17 protein-coding genes and 1 riboswitch are annotated in these 20,124 nt (G+C 60.3%); of the genes, 7 read left to right on the top strand and 10 right to left on the bottom strand.

What is annotated here, in order from left to right:
* Nucleotides 1–179 precede the first annotated feature (179 nt).
* The 3 genes from FBY12_RS15090 to ahcY all read right to left on the bottom strand — a co-directional run bounded on the left by FBY12_RS15090 (nt 180) and on the right by ahcY (nt 3,603).
* Complete coding sequence (locus FBY12_RS15090; protein ID WP_145253579.1) at nt 180–995, bottom strand: ABC transporter substrate-binding protein; 816 nt, start codon at nt 993–995, stop codon at nt 180–182.
* 171 nt (nt 996–1,166) lie between these two features.
* Complete coding sequence (metF, locus tag FBY12_RS15085; protein WP_101209142.1) at nt 1,167–2,012, bottom strand: methylenetetrahydrofolate reductase [NAD(P)H]; 846 nt, start codon at nt 2,010–2,012, stop codon at nt 1,167–1,169.
* A 181-nt stretch (nt 2,013–2,193) separates the two neighbouring features.
* Entirely contained in the window at nt 2,194–3,603 is a 1,410-nt protein-coding gene (gene ahcY / locus FBY12_RS15080) for an adenosylhomocysteinase (protein ID WP_145253576.1), read from the bottom strand.
* 23 nt (nt 3,604–3,626) lie between these two features.
* A riboswitch (S-adenosyl-L-homocysteine riboswitch) is annotated at nt 3,627–3,727 on the bottom strand.
* A gap of 199 nt (nt 3,728–3,926) precedes the next feature.
* Between ahcY and FBY12_RS15075 the strand changes: the two genes are divergently transcribed.
* Entirely contained in the window at nt 3,927–4,331 is a 405-nt protein-coding gene (locus tag FBY12_RS15075) for an acyl-CoA thioesterase (RefSeq protein WP_092276898.1), read from the top strand.
* A gap of 197 nt (nt 4,332–4,528) precedes the next feature.
* Nucleotides 4,529–5,416 (top strand): formate/nitrite transporter family protein, encoded by an 888-nt coding sequence (locus FBY12_RS15070; protein WP_121733159.1) that lies wholly within the window; start codon nt 4,529–4,531, stop codon nt 5,414–5,416.
* 48 nt (nt 5,417–5,464) lie between these two features.
* Here the strand turns inward: FBY12_RS15070 and FBY12_RS15065 are convergent, their stop codons facing one another.
* Complete coding sequence (locus FBY12_RS15065; protein ID WP_145253572.1) at nt 5,465–6,730, bottom strand: sodium:proton antiporter; 1,266 nt, start codon at nt 6,728–6,730, stop codon at nt 5,465–5,467.
* 373 nt (nt 6,731–7,103) lie between these two features.
* A complete protein-coding gene (locus FBY12_RS15060; RefSeq protein ID WP_121757160.1) occupies nt 7,104–8,273 on the bottom strand; it encodes an MFS transporter in 1,170 nt (389 codons plus the stop codon).
* A 359-nt stretch (nt 8,274–8,632) separates the two neighbouring features.
* On the opposite strand from FBY12_RS15060, the gene FBY12_RS15055 reads away from it, so the two are divergent.
* A complete protein-coding gene (locus tag FBY12_RS15055) occupies nt 8,633–9,466 on the top strand; it encodes an EamA family transporter (RefSeq protein WP_145253568.1) in 834 nt (277 codons plus the stop codon).
* A gap of 40 nt (nt 9,467–9,506) precedes the next feature.
* Nucleotides 9,507–9,890, top strand: a complete 384-nt coding sequence (locus FBY12_RS15050; RefSeq protein WP_092276924.1) for an MAPEG family protein — start codon at nt 9,507–9,509, stop codon at nt 9,888–9,890.
* Between the two features lie 128 nt (nt 9,891–10,018).
* Here FBY12_RS15050 and FBY12_RS15045 read toward each other — a convergent pair whose 3' ends face one another.
* Nucleotides 10,019–11,197: a murein transglycosylase A gene (locus tag FBY12_RS15045; protein ID WP_145253565.1), complete on the bottom strand. Its 1,179-nt coding sequence runs from the start codon at nt 11,195–11,197 to the stop codon at nt 10,019–10,021.
* A gap of 128 nt (nt 11,198–11,325) precedes the next feature.
* Between FBY12_RS15045 and FBY12_RS15040 the strand changes: the two genes are divergently transcribed.
* A complete protein-coding gene (locus tag FBY12_RS15040; RefSeq protein WP_092276930.1) occupies nt 11,326–11,775 on the top strand; it encodes a cytochrome c in 450 nt (149 codons plus the stop codon).
* Nucleotides 11,776–11,897: 122 nt separating this feature from the next.
* On the opposite strand, the gene FBY12_RS15035 is transcribed toward FBY12_RS15040, so the two are convergent.
* The 4 genes from FBY12_RS15035 to FBY12_RS15020 form a co-directional block, all read right to left on the bottom strand.
* A complete protein-coding gene (locus FBY12_RS15035; protein ID WP_145253561.1) occupies nt 11,898–12,293 on the bottom strand; it encodes a DUF1090 domain-containing protein in 396 nt (131 codons plus the stop codon).
* 97 nt (nt 12,294–12,390) lie between these two features.
* Nucleotides 12,391–14,070 carry an NAD-dependent DNA ligase LigB gene (ligB, locus tag FBY12_RS15030; protein WP_145253558.1) on the bottom strand — a complete coding sequence of 560 codons (1,680 nt, stop codon included), beginning with the start codon at nt 14,068–14,070 and terminating at the stop codon, nt 12,391–12,393.
* A gap of 337 nt (nt 14,071–14,407) precedes the next feature.
* On the bottom strand, nt 14,408–15,598 hold the full coding sequence (gene metK / locus FBY12_RS15025; protein ID WP_145253555.1) for a methionine adenosyltransferase: 1,191 nt from the start codon (nt 15,596–15,598) through the stop codon (nt 14,408–14,410).
* 18 nt (nt 15,599–15,616) lie between these two features.
* The gene (locus FBY12_RS15020; protein WP_145253552.1) at nt 15,617–16,612 is read right to left on the bottom strand and encodes a metalloregulator ArsR/SmtB family transcription factor; all 996 of its coding nucleotides are present in this window, start codon (nt 16,610–16,612) and stop codon (nt 15,617–15,619) included.
* 260 nt (nt 16,613–16,872) lie between these two features.
* Here FBY12_RS15020 and tkt point away from each other — a divergent pair, with 260 nt between their 5' ends.
* Together tkt and epd are read left to right on the top strand one after the other, a co-directional pair.
* Complete coding sequence (tkt, locus tag FBY12_RS15015) at nt 16,873–18,870, top strand: transketolase (RefSeq protein ID WP_109502874.1); 1,998 nt, start codon at nt 16,873–16,875, stop codon at nt 18,868–18,870.
* Nucleotides 18,871–19,042: 172 nt separating this feature from the next.
* Nucleotides 19,043–20,107, top strand: coding sequence for an erythrose-4-phosphate dehydrogenase (gene epd, locus FBY12_RS15010; RefSeq protein ID WP_145253548.1), 1,065 nt, complete (start codon nt 19,043–19,045; stop codon nt 20,105–20,107).
* The last annotated feature ends 17 nt before the right edge of the window (nt 20,108–20,124 follow it).

Genomic DNA, 20,124 nt, shown 5'->3' with positions numbered 1-20,124 from the left:
CCTGGCGCGAATGGCGTTTAAGGGGAACGCAATCCCGTCCGGTCCTGCTGGGTTTCGAAGGCTCGTCTGGAGCGCTCGCGCGGGCTGAAAAGCTGCGCTGTAGCGGGGTCGAGATGCCTTGAACGATTCCGAGCGTCCGGGCGTGAGCCTGGCGGGAAGGCCGGAGTATAACAGAGCAATCACTGCGCGCCGCTTTCCTGCTGCTCAACGGTTTGCGCAGGGCTGATCGAGGTGCTTTGCGCTCGCGCCACCGGGTCCGGATTTGCCCCGTAACGGGCGCTCAACTCAGCGTAGGCGGGCTCGCGCTTGAATCGCTTGAGCTCGGCGCCGAAGCGCTGCACCAGCAAATCCATCCCGGCGTTGCGCCGCACGGCCAGAAACTGGCTCTGATGGCTGATGATTGTCGGGTTTTCAGTGATCTGATCGCGGATGTTCAGCTCATCGAGCAGATGCTGGCCGACCCGGCGATCAGTGATCAGCAGATCGATGCGCCCACGCACCAGTTTGCCGAAGTTGGCTTCATGGGTCGGCGCCGGTTCGCGGGTAAACAGTGTCGAGCTGCTGAAATCCTCGCTGTACAGATAACCCGGCGAAGTGCCGATGGTCAGGCCTTTGAGTGCTTCGAGCGTGCTGAACGGGTGTGGGCGCTGGTTGGCATAGAACATCACGAACTCGACTTCCGAGAGCGGTTCGCTGGGGTAGAGCAGGGTGGCGTCGCGTTCGGCGCTGTGGAAGATGTCCAGCGCGCCGTCGGCCTGGCCGGTTTCGAGCATCGACAAGCAGCGCTTCCACGGCAGGAATTGCCATTCCACTTCGATGCCCAGACGTTTGAAGACGATGGCGGTGGTTTCGTAGTCCAGACCCAGCGGTTTGCCGTTTTCTTCGTAGACGTAAGGGGCCCACGGCTCAGTGACAATGCGCAATTTCTCGCCCCGAGCGGTGCAGCTCAGGCAAGTGAAAAGTAGCAGGGTCAGTAACTGCGCGATCAAAGGCATGGCTTGAGATTACGACGAGAAACCGTAAAGAGCCAGAAACTGCCTGCACAAGCTCTAACTCCGTGTGTTGGCGCACAAAAAAAGCGCGCCAAACGCAAAAAATCGCAGCCCCTGAAGGCGGCGATCTTTTGGTTTCGCTTGGAGCTTGAAGCTTGAAGCTCGTCGCTGCTGTTATCGCGGCAACTTCAGGTTGTTCCACACTGCCAGGCTCGGTTCAGCCTGGTTCAGCGTGTAGAAGTGCAACCCTGGAGCGCCACCCTGCAGCAGGCGTTCGCACATTTCGGTGATGACTTGCTCACCAAAGCGTTGAATGCTCTGGGTGTCATCGCCGTAGGCTTCCAGTTGCTTGCGGATCCAGCGCGGGATTTCCGCACCGCAGGCATCGGAGAAGCGCGCGAGTTTGCTGTAGTTGGTGATCGGCATGATCCCCGGCACGATCGGGATGTTCACGCCCATCGCCCGCACACGCTCGACGAAGTAGAAGTAGCTGTCGGCGTTGAAGAAGTACTGGGTGATCGCACTGTCGGCACCGGCGTTGGCCTTGCGCACGAAGTTCTGCAGATCGTCTTCAAAGTTGCGCGCTTGCGGATGCATTTCCGGGTAAGCGGCAACTTCGACGTGGAAATGATTGCCGGTTTCTTCACGAATGAATTCAACCAGGTCATTGGCGTGGCGCAATTCACCGCTGGCCATGCCCATGCCCGAAGGCAGGTCACCGCGCAGGGCGACGATGCGGGTAATGCCGGCCGCCTTGTATTGCGTCAGCAGGCCGCGCAGGTCGTCCTTGCTGTCGCCGACGCAAGACAAATGCGGGGCGGCCGGGACTTTGACTTCGCTTTCGAGCTGCAACACGGTGTTGATCGTGCGATCACGGGTCGAACCGCCGGCGCCGTACGTGCAGGAAAAGAAATCGGGATTGTAAGTCGCCAACTGACGGGCAGTGGCGAGCAGTTTTTCATGCCCAGCATCGGTCTTGGTCGGGAAGAACTCGAAGCTGTAGCGACGGTCTTGGGACATGGTCATATCCTTGGAAACGCGTAAGCCTTGCTTTTGCAGGAGCAAAGCTTGCTCGCGATGAACGCGCCGCGGTATCCAGGGGAAACCGTGGTGATGCTATCGCGAGCAAGCTTTGCTCCTGCAGATTTGCGTGGTTTGTGCATGAGTCCGCCCCTGCGAAAGGGGCGGACAGCAGGACCAATCAGTAGCGGTAAGCGTGCGGCTTGAACGGGCCTTCGACGGTGACGCCGATGTAGTCAGCCTGTTGCTTGGTCAGTTGGGTGACCACGCCGCCGAAACCGCGGACCATTTCCAGGGCCACTTCTTCGTCGAGTTTCTTCGGCAGTACTTCAACGGTCAGACGCTCGGCTTTCTGCGCTGGCGACAAGTCGGCGTACTTCTGGCCGAACAGGAAGATCTGCGCCAGCACCTGGTTGGCGAACGAACCGTCCATGATGCGGCTCGGGTGGCCAGTGGCGTTACCCAGGTTAACCAGACGGCCTTCGGCCAGCAGGATCAGGTAGTCGTCGTTCTGCGCGTCGAAGCTGCCTGGGCCGGTGCGGTGAACTTTGTGCACCTGTGGCTTCACTTCTTCCCATGCCCAGTTCTTGCGCATGAAAGCGGTGTCGATTTCGTTGTCGAAGTGGCCGATGTTGCAGACTACAGCGCGCTTCTTCAGGGCTTTGAGCATGTTCGAGTCGCAAACATTGACGTTGCCGGTGGTGGTCACGATCAGGTCGATCTTGCCCAGCAGCGCTTTGTCGATGCTCGCTTCAGTGCCGTCGTTGATGCCGTCGATGAATGGCGAAACCAGTTCAAAGCCGTCCATGCACGCTTGCATGGCGCAGATCGGGTCAACTTCGGAGACTTTGACGATCATGCCTTCCTGACGCAGGGACTGCGACGAGCCCTTGCCCACGTCACCGTAACCGATGACCAGCGCTTGCTTGCCGGACAACAGGTGGTCGGTGCCGCGCTTGATCGCGTCGTTGAGGCTGTGACGGCAGCCGTACTTGTTGTCGTTCTTGGACTTGGTCACCGAGTCGTTGACGTTGATGGCCGGGATTTTCAGCCCGCCTTTGGCCAGCATGTCCAGCAGACGGTGAACGCCAGTGGTGGTTTCTTCGGTCACGCCGTGGACGCGGTCGAGGATCTGCGGGTATTTCTTGTGCAGCAGCTCGGTCAGATCGCCGCCGTCGTCGAGGATCATGTTGGCATCCCAAGGCGCGCCGTCCTTGAGGATGGTTTGCTCCAGGCACCACTCGTACTCTTCTTCGGTCTCGCCTTTCCAGGCATAAACCGCGATACCGGCAGCGGCGATAGCAGCAGCGGCCTGGTCTTGAGTCGAGAAAATGTTGCAGGACGACCAGCGCACTTCGGCACCCAGGGCAACCAGGGTTTCGATCAGCACGGCAGTCTGAATGGTCATGTGGATGCAGCCGAGAATCTTCGCGCCTTTGAGCGGCTGCTCAGCGGCGTACTTGCGGCGCAGACCCATCAGGGCTGGCATTTCGGATTCGGCGATGATGGTTTCGCGACGACCCCAGGCAGCCAGGGACATGTCGGCGACTTTGTAATCGGTAAAATCTGCAGGCGTGATAACAGCGCTCATGAAGAGCCTCCATTCGTAATGTATGCGAATGGGCGCCGTTGTGCGTTTAGTGTCGGGTCATGCGACCTGGCAACGCCCCATCCGAGCCTGACAGGTTTGACCTGCTGCAGCGCCCCTCGGACAGGTGGCGGGAAAACGGTAGCAGAGCAAACGTTACCGTTTTGAAACGGAGGCGATTATAGCGGGCTAAGCTGATCTTCCAAAGCGTTTATGTGGGTCAATGTCTGAACGGTAATCGAGGCCATAGTCGATGCTTGATAGAGCTCAAGGGCGCGCTCTGCCATGATGGCGCCCATCATTCGGCAAGACGCTCAGGAGTGAACATGAACTTCCACACCCGCAAATGGGTAAAACCCGAAGACCTCAACCCCAACGGCACGCTGTTCGGCGGCAGCCTGTTGCGCTGGATCGACGAAGAAGCGGCGATCTATGCGATCGTCCAGCTCGGCAATCAGCGCGTGGTCACCAAGTACATCTCCGAAATCAACTTCGTCAGCGCCTCGCGCCAGGGCGACATTATCGAACTGGGTATCACCGCCACCGAGTTCGGCCGCACCTCGATCACTCTGACCTGCGAAGTGCGCAACAAAATCACCCGCAAAAGCATCCTCACCGTTGAGCGCATGGTTTTCGTCAACCTCGGCGAAGACGGCCTGCCGGCGCCGCACGGCCGCACCGAGATCAAATACGTCAAAGACCAGTTCCAAGACGAACTCGCTAGCGAGTAACTCGAGCCCTGTAGGAGCGAAGCTTGCTCGCGAAGGCGTCATTCGCGTCTCCCCAAAAACCGAGGTGAACCCTTCGCGGACAAGTCGAATCGTCGCACCGCTCGCTCCTATAAGAGCGGTTTCGTTTGGGTGGTCAGTGAACAGCGCCGAGCGCCGCGTGTCGTACTAACATCACACGCCACCGGTTCGCAGCTCCAATGGACACCCAAAAAGACGGCAAGACCCCGAATCTCTCGGCGGAAGAAAAACACGAAGCCCATCGCAACCAGCCGCCACGCGCGGCAGTGCTGCATGAAATCATCAGAACCCAGGGCGATCAGGAGCTGGAGCGCAGTGTCGCGGCGCTCTGGTGGTCGGCGCTCGCCGCCGGCCTGACCATGGGCCTGTCACTGATGGCCATGGGTTTGCTCAACTCGCGACTGCCCGACGGCGAAGGCTTCAAAGTCATCGCCAGTTTCGGTTACTGCGCGGGGTTCCTCGCGGTGATTCTGGCGCGCCAGCAACTGTTCACCGAAAACACCCTGACGGCCGTGCTGCCGATCATGACCAAACCCACATTGGCCAACTTCGGCCGATTGCTGCGGCTGTGGAGCGTGGTGCTGGTCGGCAACCTGTGCGGCACATTGCTGGTCGCTTACGTGATGTTGCACTTGCCGATTTTCGACGCGAAGACTGATCTGGCCTTCCTCGACATCGGGCGCAAGATCATGGAAAACGACGCCGGGAACATGTTCGCTAAAGGCATCATCAGCGGCTGGATGATCGCCACCATGGTTTGGATGATTCCGTCCATGGAGAGCGCGAAGATGTGGATCATCATCCTCATCACCTACCTGATGGCGCTCGGCGATTTCACCCACATCGTCGTCGGTTCGGCGGAGGTTTCGTATCTGGTGTTTGCTGGCGAGTTGCCGTGGAAGGATTTCTGGCTGGTATTTGCCGGGCCGACGCTGGCGGGCAACATCATTGGCGGCAGTTTCATCTTCGCCCTGATCAGCCATGCGCAGGTGCGCAGCGAAAGCAGTGCGCCGAAAGAAGAGGCGGATCAGGAGCCAAGCCCTGATCCGCGAAAGGACAAAAAGTAATCAATGACACTTTTTAGTCAGTGATGCTTTCTATCAGTGATGCTTTTTTTAGTGATGCTCAGCCTGCGCCGTTGGCGCAGGCTCATCCTTGGTGACGTGTTTGACCAGTTTGCCGATGCTCAAACCCTGCAACAGGATCGACGACAGCACCACGATGTAAGTGATGCTCAAGATCAGATCGCGCTCCGGGCCCAGCGGCAACGCCAGGGCCAGGGCCACCGAAACACCGCCGCGCAAACCACCCCACGTCAGAATCCGGATCGTCCCGCGCGGCACTGTGCGCCAGCGCCGCAAAAGCAAAATGGCCGGGGCCACCGTCAGCAGGCGCGACAGCAGAATCGCTAACGCCAGCAAACTCGCCGCCAGCACGTGCAGCCAGTTGAACGGCAGAAGCAAAAGCTCCATGCCAATCAGCGCGAACAGCAGCGCGTTGAGCATGTCATCAAGCAATTCCCAAAAACCGTCGAGGTACTTTCGGGTCATGTCGTTCATCGCCAGGTTGCGGCCCAGGTTGCCGATGATCAGGCCGGCGACGACCATCGCAATCGGCGCGGAAACATGCAGCTCCGAGGCCATGGCCGAGCCGCCGATCACCAGCGCCAGGGTCAGCATCACTTCGATCTGATGCTGCTCGATGCTCTTGATCATCAGGTACACGAGGTAACCGATCAGCCCGCCGAACACCACGCCGCCAATCGCTTCGTGGGCGAACAGCATGGCGGTGGCGCCGACCGTCGGCGTTTCTCCCAACTGCGCGATGCCGAGCAACACGGTAAACACCACGACCGCCGTGCCGTCATTGAACAGCGACTCGCCGACGATGGTGGTTTTCAGCGGCTTGGAGGCGTTGGCGGTGCGCAGTACGCCGAGCACTGCGATGGGGTCGGTCGGCGAAATCAGCGCGCCGAACAGCAGGCAATAGAGGAAGCTCACGTGCCAGCCGAACAGGGCAAAAATGTAATACGCGAGGCTGCCGATCACTGCCGTGGCGATCAACACACCGAAGGTCGCGAGCAAACCGATTGGCCAACGATAGCTGCGCAGGTCGTTGAGGTTAACGTGCAGGGCGCCGGCGAACAGCAGGAAGGACAACATCCAGTTCATCAGCAAATCGCCGAAGTCGATCTGGCCGATCAACTGCTGCACGCGCTCTTCGAGACCGGGATAACCGATGAAACTCAGGCCTTGCAATAACAGGGAAAACATCAGCGCCGTGACCATCACACCGATGGTCGGCGGCAGGCCGATGAAGCGGAAATTCACGTAGGTGAGCAGGGATGTGAGGCAAATAAACGCAGCGACAAGTTCAAGCATCCGGGGTCCTTTGGGTGAGGATGGAGTGAGGCACGATGCGGGCCGTGCATGGGTTTGATGTGCCGGGCGAGGGGGAGGGCACAGGTTGGGTGGATTGAAATGGGTGATGAGATCAAGAGCCACCCCTCACCCCAGCCCTCTCCCCAAAGGGGAGAGGGGGAAAGGGAGCAGAGCTTTGTGCCGTTCAAAACCTGAGTTCGACTCAGAGTTTTCAGGTCGATGTAGCTCGACCGAACAACCTTCGTGCCGTTCAAAACCTGAGTTCGACTCAGAACTTTCAGGTCGATGTGACTCGACAGAGCACCTCGGTCAGTCCCCTCTACCCTCTGGGGAGAGGGTTAGGGTGAGGGGTGGATCCCCTGACACCCACCCATCAGCCGGACACATTGACCGCCGTCGCGCCTCGGCGTTGCAGGTAGATGTAGAAAAGCGCGGTCAGCACCGTCAAGCCGCTGACCAGTGCGCCGGTCCACGGCAAGTCGGCCAGATCCGCGCCGCTGGCAACCACCAGCCCGCCAATCCACGCGCCAGCGGCGTTGCCCAGGTTGAACGCGCTCTGGTTCAGCGTCGAACCGAGATTCGGCGCTTCATGCGCCTGATCGATGATCAGCAACTGCAGTATAGGGCACAGCGCGAAAGCGAAAATCCCCCACAGCACCAGCGTGATCGCCGCCGGAATCACCGATTGACTGGTCTGGCTGAACGCCGCCAGCACCACCACACACGCCAGCGCCATACCCACCAGCGACGGCAACAGACGACTGTCCGCCAAGCGCCCGCCGATCATGCTGCCGGCGGTCAAACCGACGCCGAACAACAGCAACATGACGGTCACGCCATGCGGGCTGACGCCGGTGATGTCCTGCAAAATCGGCGCGATGTAAGTGAACACGCTGAACAGACTGGTCGAAGCCAGCACGCTCATGCCCAGCGCCAGCAGCACATTAACCTTGCCCAACACTTTGAACTCGCTGGCCAGGTTGGCCTTGTCCATGGTGATGTCTTTCGGCAACCACAACCATTGGGCAATGGCCGCGATCACGCCGATCACCGACACCGCCCAGAACGTCGAGCGCCAACCGGCGTATTGGCCGAGCGCCGTGCCCAGTGGCACGCCGAGCACGTTGGCCAGCGTCAAGCCGGTGAACATCAAAGCAATCGCCTGCGCGCGTTTGTTCGGCGCGACCAGTCCTGCCGCCACCACCGAACCGATGCCGAAGAACGCGCCGTGGCACAACGCGGTGACGACTCGCGCGGCCATCAGCGTCGCGTAATTGGGCGCCAATGCGCAGAGGATGTTGCCGAGGATGAACATCAGCGTCATCCCCAGCAGTGTGGCTTTGCGCGGCATGTTGGCGGTGCCGATCGCCAGGATCGGCGCGCCAAACACCACGCCCAAGGCGTAGCCGGTAATCAGCAGGCCGGCGTGAGGAATGCTCACGGCGAGGTCGCGGGCGACATCGGGCAGCAGGCCCATGATGACGAATTCAGTGGTGCCGATGCCGAAAGCGGCAACAGCGAGGGCAAACAAGGCGAGTGGCATGCGCAAGGTCTCTGTCGGTAGTCTTGACGCTGTGATCAGGCATACGCAGGCCAACGACCGATCTCGAAGAGTGCGGGCGGGGGCGTGAATTATTGGAATTAGTCTGTGCGCAACTGAGTGCGGCGTGGTCGCTTGCAGTATAAACAGCTGCAGACATATCGCGAATCAATTCTCCCGCGCTGTTCTGTAAGAGCGAGGCGAGCTGTGGGAGCAAGACCTGCTGTGGGAGCAAGGCTTGCTGTGGGGGCAAGGTTTGGTGTGGGAGCAAGGCTTGCCCGCGATGGCGGTCTCAAGGGCGCCATCGCGAGCAAGCTTTGCTCCTACAGGGGCGGCGGGGGGGACAACAAGAGGAGTCGGCCGTGCTTGCGACGGCGTTGGTGTTGGTGGCGGCGCTATTGCACGCGGCGTGGAATACCCTGATCAAGTTCAGCGCCGAGCGGCTTTTAGTCGTCGCGTGCATGGACTCGGTGGCGATGCTGTTTGTCGCGATCCTGTTGCCGTTCGTGAGCGCGCCGCCGCTGCAGATCTGGCCGTGGATTCTGGCGTCGGCAGCGTTCGAATTGCTTTACCGCTATCTGCTGATTCAGGCGTATCGAGTCGGCGACCTCGGGTTGGTCTATCCGCTGATGCGCGGGTTGTCGCCATTGGTAGTGCTGGCGCTGACGCTGATCTTTGCCGGCGAAGTGCTGACCGATCAGCAGATCTTCGGCATTTTGCTGATCCCGCTCGGCATGCTCTGCCTGCTCTGGCAGGGCGGTGGCGGCGCGCGATTGCCGTGGTCGATGTTGCCGGTGGTGGCGTTGATCGGCTTGTGCATCGGTTGTTACACCTTCATCGATGGCCAGGCGCTGCGGCGCTGGTCGCATCCGCTCGACTATCTGGTGTGGGTCACGCTGCTCAGCGCCTGGCCATTCCCGTTGCTGGCGCTGGTGCGCAAACGGCCGGCGTTCAAGCTGTTCTGGCGCGAGCAATGGCGGCTCGGGCTGACCGTCGGGTTTTGTGTGTTGTTCAGCTACGCTCTGGTGTTGTGGGCGATGCAATTGGGCTCGATTGCCGAAGCGGCGGCGCTGCGCGAGATCAGTGTGATTCTGGTGGTGCTGTTCGGCATGCGCTACTTGAAAGAACCTTTCGGCCGGCCGCGGCTCTTAGCCTGTGGGTTGGTATTGGTCGGCATGCTGGTGATGAAGTTTTGACCGGCGCTCGAATTTCAAAAACTGAAGAAAGGATTGCTCTATGACGGTTGCTCTGTGGTGCGTTTTGATCGCGATTTTCCTGCCATACCTGTGTACGGGGATCGCCAAGTTCGGCAATGGCTTCAGGCTGCAAGACAACCATGATCCGCGAGACTTTCTCGAATCGCTGAACGGCTTCGGACGACGCGCGCATGCGGCGCAGTTGAACAGTTTTGAAGTGACCCCGGCGTTCGCCGCAGCGGTGCTGGTTGCGCATCTGGTCGGCACGGCGCAGTTGGTCACGGTTAACGTGTTGGCGGTGCTGTTTATCACCAGTCGGCTGCTTTACATCATTTGCTACCTGGCGGATTGGGCGATGTTGCGGTCGCTGGTGTGGTTTGTCGGGATGGCGTTGATTGCGAGTTTCTTTTTTGTGTCGATGTGATTCGGCATAGCCAGGGTATGTGGCGGTTGTGAGGGCCTCATCGCGAGCAGGCTCGCTCCTACAATTGGAATGCATTCCCTGTAGGAGTGAGCCTGCTCGCGATAGCTATCTCACCGACAACAGATGATTCAAGGCTTCACCGCATCCGCCACCTGCGGCACTTGTGGCAGCGCTGCACCTTTTGGCCACAACATCCAAATCTGCCCTTGCTGCTTCATGTCGCCAGCCAGTTGCCCGGCTGCTTCGCCGGTGCCCCAGAACAAATCGGCCCGGACTTCGCCGGCAATTGCGCCGCCGGTGTCCTGCGCCGCGACCGGACGCACCAGTGCGCTGCCATCCGGTTTGGTCGTCGATAACCACAACAGGCTGCCCAGCGGAATCACCTTGCGATCCACCGCCGCGCTGTAACCGGCCGTCAGTGGCACGTTGAGCGAGCCGCGTGGCCCTTCGTTGCTGTCCGGGTTTTGCGTGAAGAACACATAGCTGGGGTTGCTCGCCAGCAGTTGCGGAATTCGCTCCGGATTGGCCTTGGCCCACGCGCTGATGGCGCCCATGGTCACTTCTTCTTTCTTCAGCTCACCCTGTTCGACCAACCAGCGACCAATCGGCCGATAGGGGTGGCCGTTTTGGTCGGCATAGGCGATGCGCAACTGGCGACCGCTGTCGAGCTGGATGCGTCCCGAGCCTTGGATCTGCAGGAATTGCAGGTTCATCGGATCGGTCAGCCAGGCAACCACCGGCGCCTTGACGCCGTTGTTCTCGATGGTGGCGGCGTCGTCATACGGCTTGAGCACCCGCCCTTCGAGGCGTCCGCGCAGGCGTTTGCCCTTGAGCTCCGGGTAAATGCTGTCGAGTGATACGACGATCATGTCTTCCGGCACGCCGTACACCGGAATGTTTGCCACTTCGGTTTGCGTCAGGCTGCCGGGGTAGACCGGTTCGTAGTAACCGGTGATCAGGCCATTCGGGTTGTCGTTGGCGGCGCGCAGGCCATAGACGTCGAGGTTCTGCTTGAGGAAACCACGGATGGCATCGGCGCTGGCCGGCACATTGGCGGACGCGGCGCAGGTCTGGCCCCAGATCGGGTCAGCCTTGAGGCGGGTGCAGGCGCTGCGCCAGGAACCGAAACCGGCCACCAGATCAGCATCGGACACAGCCGGTAATGCTTCCCACGTGGCGCTGGTGTAAGTCGCCAAAGCATGGGTTTTCGGCGCGTTGTTTTCGCCGCCGGTGCAGCCTGCGAGCACGGCTACGACCGGAAGGGTCCAGCTCAGGCGCGGACGCCAAGCCTTGAAACGGCTGTTCATGGAGTGATTCCTTTGACGGTCGTTTGAGTGCTCCATGCGCTCAAACAACCCTTATTGATAATAGGGCTATTGGTGTTTGCCGATGACGCGAGGATACTGGCCGCCGTTTCCCGTGACCTGAAGCCACCATGACTCTTAAAAGACTTTCCGTTGTATTGCTGGCCTGCCTGACGTTGTCCGCTTGCGGGGGTGTCGACCCCAATTCTCCGTTGGGTCAGCGCAAGGCGATCTTCAAGCAAATGCTCAAGACCGGCGAAGATCTGGGTGGCATGTTGCGTGGACGCATTCCGTTCGACGGGCCGAAATTTGCCGAAGGTGCGGTGAAGCTTGATGCGTTGTCTCACGAGCCGTGGAAACATTTCCCACAGGTGCGCGAAGAAGATCACACCAGCGCCAAGGACGATGTCTGGCAGCAACAGGCACGCTTTCAGGAAATGGCCCGCAACCTCGAAACCGCCACCGGTGAATTGGTGGTGGCCAGCAAGGTTCAGCCGTACAAGGCGAGCAACCTTGGGCCGGCGGTGCAGAAAGTCGAAGATGCCTGCAGTGCGTGCCATAAACAGTTTCGGGATCATTGATTTGCAGCGTTCTGGCTGACGTCATCGCGAGCAAGCTCGCTCCCACAGGGGAATACGATCAACTGTGGGAGCGAGCTTGCTCGCGATGGCTGCCAGAAGATCAACACAGGTTTCAGCTTTTCCTATTTATCCAACTCATCCAGCGCTTCCTGCAATTCCTTGCGGGATTCGGCAAGTTTGTCTTTGCGTTTGTTGATCTTCTCGGCGTCGCCCTTGCTCATGGCTTTGTCGAGGTCGGCCTGGCGTTTGCTGACTTCATGCTTGGCTTCAAGCACCTTGTTTTCGCGTTCCTTTTTCAGCGAAGCGTCGGTGCAGTGTTCGGTGACTTCGCGCAGGGCGGTTTCCAGGCCTGCTTGCTGATCGGCATTGCCATGGCTCTTGGCCAATTCGATCTGGTTGACGATGCCTTGTTTCTTGGCTGCGCAGCCGGACAGGCCGGGGGCGTCTTCTGCCGCCATCACTGGCGCGGCCATCACGCCGCATAGGGTCAGCAGGGCGAGCGGTGTGAAAAATTTCATAAAAGCTCCATGCAAAAAAAATGATCGAGTCGATGTGGCAATGGGCTGTTTGAGCGCAGCGTCAGCATTGGGTTCCCGGGCCGCCGGGCATTGTTGGTCACTGGAAACCGTCAATCCCCGCCATGCGTAACGTTTCACTCAAGGCCAGCACCTGCGGGTCGCGGAAAAATGCGCTCAACTGCGCTGCGCGTCCCGGGCCAATGCCGGCTTCGGCCTGCCATTGTTCGTTGCTTCGTTGCGCCAGCGCCTGCCATGAATCGGCGAGGACGGCCTGGCCCGTCGGGGGTAATCCCAGTGCTTTGAGCCAGCTTGCAAACGGGCGCTGGCGGGCACTGTCGAAACTGCTTAGAAGACGAGCGCTGCTGCGCTCGCCGAAGCCGTTAATGTTAGCAAGCTCTTGCGCATTGAGTGTCAACCAATCCAGAAGGCCATTCAGGCGGCCTGTTTCGAAAAGTTTCTCCCAGGTGCCCGGCCCGACATGCGGCAGGGCCAGGCCTTTTTTGCCGCTGAGCCAAGTCAGGCGCGCGAGAAATTGGCTCTCGCAACCCGGCGTTGGCTGCCAGCAGCTCAAGTGATGAAAGTCCGCCGCCAGCGGCGCGTTGACTGCGATGCGTTCGGCGCTGCGCAGCACCACTTCGTCGAGTCGGGGAATGGTCAACCCCGCGAGGCTGATGGCGACCTGATCACCGGGGCGAATGTCCATCTGCTCCCAGCGCTGCAACGAGCTGACGCTCACCCGCTTGATCTGCCGGTCATCGAGCTTCACCGGCACCAGTTCCAGCACCGGCGTGATCCGCCCGGTGCGGCCGATCTTGAAGTTGACTTTGCGCACCTCGGCCAACGCTTGGGCGAACGGATATTTCCACGCCACGCTCCAATACGGTGGCCGCGCCTGCCAGCGTTCGGCGACGGGCCGTTGATCCTGGCGCAGGACCACGCCGTCACTGGCGAAGGGCAGCGGCGCGCGATACCAATGCTCGCGCCAGCGCTGCGCATCGGCGATTGAGTCGATCGGTTGGCTGTACAGCGCGGTGATCGGGAAACCCAAGTGCGCCAATGCCGCCACCCGTTCCGGCAAATTCGCCGGGCCTTGCGGCCAGTCCCAGACAAACAAGCCAATGCCGCCGGCCTGCTCGGCACTCAGCACTTTGCGCGCCATCAGGCCGGCAACGGTGGAGCGTGCATTGAGGCTGCCGGCCTGCGCTTGCACGTGATCGGTGAGGCGCCAATAGAGCTCGCCTTGCACCAGCAAATCTTGCGACTGCGGCAGGCGTTGGGGAATCGCGCCGATCTGCCGCGCGGAGGCGGTCCAGTCCTGGCCGTTGACGCCGTCACCACGACTGATCGCTTGATGCAGCAGGCCGTTGCGGTAGATCAGCGACACCGCGACGCCATCGACTTTGGGTTGAATCCACACCTGCTTGCGGCCGCGCAGCCAATCTTCGACGGCGCGTTGATCGTGGAGTTTTTGCAGGCCGGTGTGAGTGATCGGGTGGGCGACTTTGCCAGCGGCGGTTTGCAATGGTTGGTCGGCGGAGACGAGGTTGAAGCATTGGCGCCATTGCGTGAGGCGGGCGCGGGACTGGTCGTAGAGTTCGTCGGCGATCAGCGAGCGGCCGTTGCGGTGGTAACTGTCGTCCCACTGGTCGATCTGTTTTTGCGCGGCGTTGATTTCGACGGTTGCGCGGGCGGGCGTCCAGTCGGGGCAGGTGTCCGCGTTGACGGTGAGTGAGGTCAGGAGAAAAGCCAACAGCAGGTAGCGCAGCATCGAGAGCATCCTTGCTCGGGTAGATGCTGGAAGGCTAGGTCAGTTTTAGGAAGTGCGAGGGCGGGTTGTTTTGCAGGATGTGGCGGGGTGATGCGGATGACGCCATCGCGGGCAAGCCTTGCTCCTACAGGGGGGGACTTTGTTGTGCCTGGGATTGGTGCATTTTCGTACGGCCCCTTCGCGGGCAAGCCTCGCTCCTACGGGGGGATAGCGGTAGTCAAAACAACGCAAAGCCCCTGTAGGAGCGAGGCTTGCCCGCGAAAGCAGCAACTCGGTCCCGAGCGCCAGCCAATAAAAAGCCCCGCACGGCGCGAACCGTGCGGGGCTGGGTGCAGCAGGAAAAGTCTTACAAGCCAGCCGCCAGACGCAGGTCGTCGGCGCGGTCGGTTTTTTCCCAAGTGAACGTGGTGAAAGTGTCGTCGCCCACGGTCTTGGTTTGCGACGTGCGGCCGAAGTGGCCGTAGGCTGCGGTTTCCTGGTACATCGGGTGCAGCAGGTCGAGCATGGTGGTGATCGCGTATGGGCGCAGGTCGAACACTTCGCGAACCAGTTTGACGATTTTGTCGTCGCTGATTTTGCCGGTGCCAAAGGTGTTCAACGAGATCGACGTAGGCTGGGCCACACCAATCGCGTAGGAAACCTGAATCTCGCAACGCTCGGCCAGGCCGGCCGCAACGATGTTCTTCGCGACATAACGACCGGCGTAGGCTGCAGAACGGTCAACCTTCGATGGATCCTTGCCGGAGAACGCGCCGCCGCCGTGACGGGCCATGCCGCCGTAGCTGTCGACGATGATCTTGCGACCGGTCAGGCCGCAGTCGCCCACCGGGCCGCCGATGATGAACTGGCCAGTCGGGTTGATGTGGAACTGGGTGTCTTTGCTCAGCAATTCGGCAGGCAACACGTGCTTGACGATCAACTCCATCACGCCTTCGCGCAGGTCTTTGTACGACACTTCCGGGTTGTGCTGGGTCGACAGAACAACAGCGTCGATGCCAACAACCTTGCCGCCTTCGTAACGGCAAGTTACTTGCGACTTGGCGTCCGGGCGCAGCCATGGCAGCAGGCCGGATTTACGCGCTTCGGCCTGACGCTGCACCAGTTGGTGCGAGAAAGTGATCGGTGCAGGCATCAGCACGTCGGTTTCGTTGCTGGCGTAGCCGAACATCAGGCCCTGGTCGCCGGCGCCCTGATCTTCAGGTTTGGCACGGTCAACACCCTGATTGATGTCAGGGGACTGCTTGCCGATGATGTTCATCACGCCGCAGGTTGCGCCGTCGAAGCCGACGTCGGAGCTGTCGTAGCCGATATCGAGAATCACCTTGCGGACGATATCTTCCAGGTCGACCCAGGCCGACGTGGTGACTTCACCTGCGATGATGGCTACGCCGGTCTTGACCATGGTTTCGCACGCAACGCGAGCGAACTTGTCTTCAGCAATGATGGCGTCCAGCACCGCATCGGAAATCTGGTCGGCGATTTTATCCGGATGCCCTTCGGACACGGACTCGGAGGTGAAGAGGGAGTATTCGCTCATCTCGATTTTTTCCTGAATTTACCGATGGTGAGTGTCGCCAGGCGGCCGCTGAAAATGGCGGACCTGAATCTGGAAACCATTACGTAAGCCTACATAGAGACTTTCCCCGGGAACGAGTCCCGCAGCGGTGGCCCAACGGGCCAAATCGTCCTGTTCAAACCCCAACCACAGATCACCGCAGGCCTCCCTGGCCCAACTCTGGTTGTGGCTACATAACTCTGTCACTAACAGGCTGCCGCCCGGTTTCAGCAGGCCGGCCATGTGTTTGAGTGCCTCGGCCGGCGCGGCGAAATGGTGCAGCACCATGTTCAGTACAACGCAATCGGCGGTCAGGCCGACGCCATTCAATGCATCGGCCAATTGCAGGCTGACGTTAGTCAGCGCATCGCGCACGCACACCTGGCGCGCCAGTTCGAGCATCGCTGCGCTGTTGTCCAGCGCCGTCACTTGCGTGAAGCGGCGCGCCAGTTCCGGCAGAAAACTGCCATCGCCGGGGCCGACTTCGATGGCCGTCGCGCTTTCGCTGAAACTCAACTTGTCGAGCAGCGCCACCACGCTTTCGCGGTACTGCGGCAGGCCGGCGATCAAGTCTTGCTGGGCGCGAAATTTCTCCGCGACCCGCGAGAAAAAGTCTTGGCTGGCCGCCGCCCGTTGTCCGTGAACCTGGGCGATGCGCGATTGCACGTCGGCCGGCAGGGTCAGGTTGTCGACTTCTTCGAGCAGCGCGGCGTGCAGCTTGCCGCCCAGCAGGTCGGTGTGGGGCAGGGCGCGACGGTAGAAAATCGCATTGCCTTCACGGCGAGTCGCCACCAGATCGGCCTGGGCCAATACCTTGAGGTGATGACTCATGCCCGACTGACCCATACCGAAAATCTGCGCCAGTTCCAGCACGCCAAACGAATCGTTGGCCAACGCGCGCAATACATTCAGGCGCAGAGGATCGCCGCCGGCCTTGCACAGGGCCGCCAGCTCATCGCAATCGTCATGTTGAATGGAGGGCGCGCGTAAATTCATAAGGCCAGCAGTCTAGTGACGGTCAGAAAACCCCGCAAGGGCAATATCAAAAAGTTTTGATATTGCTCGATAGATGGCACTTCTCGGCGAGGTGCTCACTCTACAAACCAACAGCGGAAAGGTTTCACCTGCAGAAACCGCCGTTATCCATGGGAAAAACGTCTCCAGATGACTATCTGTCATTGCCCCGAGGCGGCCCGGTGAGGGAAAATGCTCGCCTTTTTTCCGATTCGTTTTATTCAATCCCCAGGAGATCAGCGATGCCAAGCCGTCGTGAGCGTGCCAACGCCATTCGTGCCCTCAGCATGGATGCCGTGCAAAAAGCCAACAGCGGCCATCCCGGTGCCCCTATGGGTATGGCGGATATCGCCGAAGTACTTTGGCGTGACTACCTGAAGCACAACCCGAGCAATCCATCGTTCGCCGACCGTGACCGCTTCGTGCTGTCCAACGGCCACGGCTCGATGCTGATCTACTCGCTGCTGCACCTGACCGGCTATGACCTGTCGATCGATGACCTGAAAAACTTCCGCCAACTGCACAGCCGCACCCCAGGCCACCCGGAATTCGGCTACACGCCGGGCGTTGAAACCACCACCGGTCCACTGGGTCAGGGCCTGGCGAACGCCGTGGGTTTCGCCCTCGCGGAAAAAGTCATGGCGGCGCAGTTCAACCGTCCTGGCCACAACATCGTTGATCACCACACCTACGTGTTCCTCGGTGATGGCTGCATGATGGAGGGCATTTCCCACGAAGTCGGCTCGCTGGCCGGTACGTTGGGCCTGGGCAAACTGATCGCTTTCTACGATGACAACGGCATCTCTATCGATGGCGAAGTCGAAGGCTGGTTCACCGACGACACGCCGAAGCGTTTCGAAGCCTACAACTGGCAGGTGATCCGCAACGTTGACGGTCACGACCCGGAAGAAATCAAGACCGCCATCGAGACTGCACGCAAAAGCGAGCGGCCGACGCTGATCTGCTGCAAGACCACCATCGGTTTCGGTTCGCCGAACAAGCAGGGCAAAGAAGACTGCCACGGCGCCCCGCTGGGTGACGCGGAAATCACCTTGACCCGCGCCGCGCTGAACTGGAACCACGGCCCGTTCGAAATCCCGGCTGACATCTACGCCGAGTGGGACGCCAAGGAATCCGGTCGCGCCGCCGAAGCCGAGTGGGACCAGCGTTTCGCTGCCTACTCCGCGGCATTCCCGACCGAAGCCAACGAACTGATCCGTCGTCTGAGCGGCGAACTGCCGGCGGACTTCGCCGAAAAAGCCTCGGCTTATATCGCTGAAGTCGCGGCCAAGGGCGAAACCATCGCCAGCCGTAAAGCCAGCCAGAACGCACTGAATGCCTACGGCCCGCTGTTGCCGGAACTGCTGGGCGGCTCCGCTGACCTCGCCGGTTCCAACCTGACCTTGTGGAAAGGTTGCAAAGGCGTAACGGCTGAAGACGCCAGCGGCAACTACATGTACTACGGCGTTCGCGAGTTCGGCATGAGCGCGATCATGAACGGCGTGTCCCTGCACGGCGGTCTGGTGCCTTACGGCGCAACCTTCCTGATGTTCATGGAATATGCGCGCAATGCCGTCCGCATGGCCTCGTTGATGAAGAAACGCGTGGTGTTCGTCTACACCCACGACTCCATCGGTCTGGGCGAAGACGGCCCGACGCACCAGGCAGTCGAGCAATTGACCAGCCTGCGCACCACGCCAAACCTCGACACCTGGCGTCCAGCCGATGCCGTTGAATCGGCGGTGTGCTGGAAGTACGCCATCGAACGCAAGGACGGCCCTTCGGCGCTGATCTTCTCGCGGCAGAACCTGCAGCATCAGGAACGTGATGCCGGCCAGATCGCCGACATCGCCCGTGGCGGTTACGTGTTGAAGGACTGCGCAGGCGAGCCTGAGCTGATCCTGATCTCCACCGGTTCGGAAGTGGGCCTGGCGGTTCAGGCTTACGACAAACTGACCGCGCAAGGTCGCAACGTGCGTGTGGTTTCCATGCCTTGCACCAGCGTGTTCGATGCTCAGGACGCCGGTTACAAGCAGGCCGTCCTGCCGTTGCAAGTCAGCGCGCGTATCGCCATCGAAGCCGCGCACGCGGACTACTGGTACAAGTACGTGGGCCTGGAAGGTCGCGTGATCGGCATGACCACCTACGGCGAGTCGGCGCCTGCGCCAGCCTTGTTCGAAGAGTTCGGCTTCACCCTGGAAAACATCCTGGGTCAGGCTGAAGAGCTGCTGGAAGACTAAGTCTGAAGGATGCGTTGTCCGGGCTGGCCTCTTCGCGGGCAAGCCTCGCTCCTACAAGGGATCGTGTTGTTTTTCATGACAACCGAAAACCTGTAGGAGCGAGGCTTGCCCGCGAAGGCGTCGGCCCTGCCACCACTGCAACAACGGATTCACCACGGTAATCGAGAACCCCATGCCTCAACCGCGTCCTTACAAAGTTGCACTCAACGGCTACGGCCGGATTGGTCGTTGCGTCTTGCGTGCGTTGTTTGAGCGAGGCGAGAAAGCCGGGTTTGAAATTGTCGCGATCAACGATCTGGCGGACATGGCCAGCATCGAATACCTGACACGCTTTGACTCCACTCACGGGCGATTCCCCGGCGAAGTGCGCGTTGAAGACGATTGTCTGCATATTAATGGCGACTGCGTGAAGGTCCTGCGCAGTGCCACCCCCGAAGGCATCGATTGGGCGTCACTGGGCGTCGATCTGGTGCTGGAATGCTCCGGCGCTTACCACACGCGCGCCGATGGCCAGCGCTTTCTCGACGCTGGCGCGCCGCGTGTGCTGTTTTCCCAGCCGATGGCCAGCGAGGCGGATGTCGACGCCACCATCGTCTACGGCGTCAATCAGGATTGCCTGACCGGCGACGAACTGCTGGTGTCCAACGCGTCCTGCACCACCAACTGCGGCGTGCCGTTGTTGCGCTTGCTGGATCAGGCCATTGGTCTGGAATACGTGTCGATCACCACCATTCACTCGGCGATGAACGATCAACCGGTCATCGACGCTTATCACCACGAAGACCTGCGCCGCACCCGTTCGGCGTTCCAGTCGGTGATCCCGGTGTCCACTGGTCTGGCGCGTGGCATCGAACGGCTGCTGCCGGAACTTGCCGGGCGAATTCAGGCCAAAGCCGTACGCGTGCCGACCGTCAACGTGTCGTGCCTCGACATCACGATGCAAACCGTCAGCGACACCGACGCCACCGAGGTCAACCGGATCCTGCGCGAGGCCGCCACTACTGGCCCGCTCAAAGGCCTGTTGGCCTACACCGAGTTGCCGCACGCAAGCTGTGATTTCAATCACGACCCACACTCGGCCATCGTCGATGCCAGTCAGACCCGTGTTTCCGGCCCACGGCTGGTGAACATCCTGGCTTGGTTCGACAACGAATGGGGGTTTGCCAATCGAATGCTGGATGTTGCGGAACACTATCTGCACAGAGCTGCACCACTTTCTGTCACTCAAAAACAGTAACTCAGGAATTGCGACCC

Source organism: Pseudomonas sp. SJZ131, assembly GCF_007828705.1.
GTDB lineage: Bacteria > Pseudomonadota > Gammaproteobacteria > Pseudomonadales > Pseudomonadaceae > Aquipseudomonas > Aquipseudomonas prosekii.
The sequence above is the reverse complement of the archived record's forward strand: the minus strand, read 5'-3'. Positions and strand labels throughout refer to the sequence as shown.